Consider the following 614-nt stretch of genomic DNA (forward strand, 5'->3'; position numbering starts at 1 on the left):
CAGTAAGGGGCTTGTACATAAATTTGTTACGGCTCTTGGTTAAATCAAAACAGTACTTTTACGAAAGTAATCAGGAGTTTTATTATGATTTCAGTAAACACAAATGTATCTTCATTAAACGCACAACGTAACCTATCTCAATCAGGTTCTGATTTAGCGACATCAATGGAGCGTTTATCATCTGGTATGCGTATCAACAGCGCAAAAGATGATGCGGCAGGCCTACAAATTTCAAACCGTTTAACATCACAAGTAAATGGTTTAGGCGTAGCTCAAAGAAATGCAAACGACGGTATTTCAATGGCGCAAACAGCTGAAGGCGCAATGAGTGAGTCTACAAGTATTTTACAACGTATGCGTGAATTAGCACTGCAATCAGCGAATGGTTCAAATTCAACAGAAGACCGTGCAGCACTACAAAAAGAAGTGTCTGCATTATCAACTGAGTTAACACGTATTTCAGACACGACTTCGTTTGGTGGGCAGCAATTATTAAATGGCAGCTTTGGTTCAAAATCATTCCAAATTGGTTCAAATTCAAACGAAACGATTAATGTATCACTTTCAAGCGTAGCTGCTGATAGTATTGGCTCTAATCAAGTAAATCTTCAAGC

The 614-nt window shown here is 38.4% G+C and carries 1 pseudogene; it reads left to right on the plus strand.

Features of this window, described 5'->3' with window-relative positions:
* Positions 1-81: 81 nt before the first annotated feature.
* A pseudogene (locus GQR52_RS20390) lies at positions 82-614 on the plus strand (flagellin); the annotation flags it as partial.

The organism is Pseudoalteromonas sp. 31A1 (assembly GCF_011378815.1).
Classification (GTDB): Bacteria; Pseudomonadota; Gammaproteobacteria; order Enterobacterales; family Alteromonadaceae; genus Pseudoalteromonas; species Pseudoalteromonas arctica.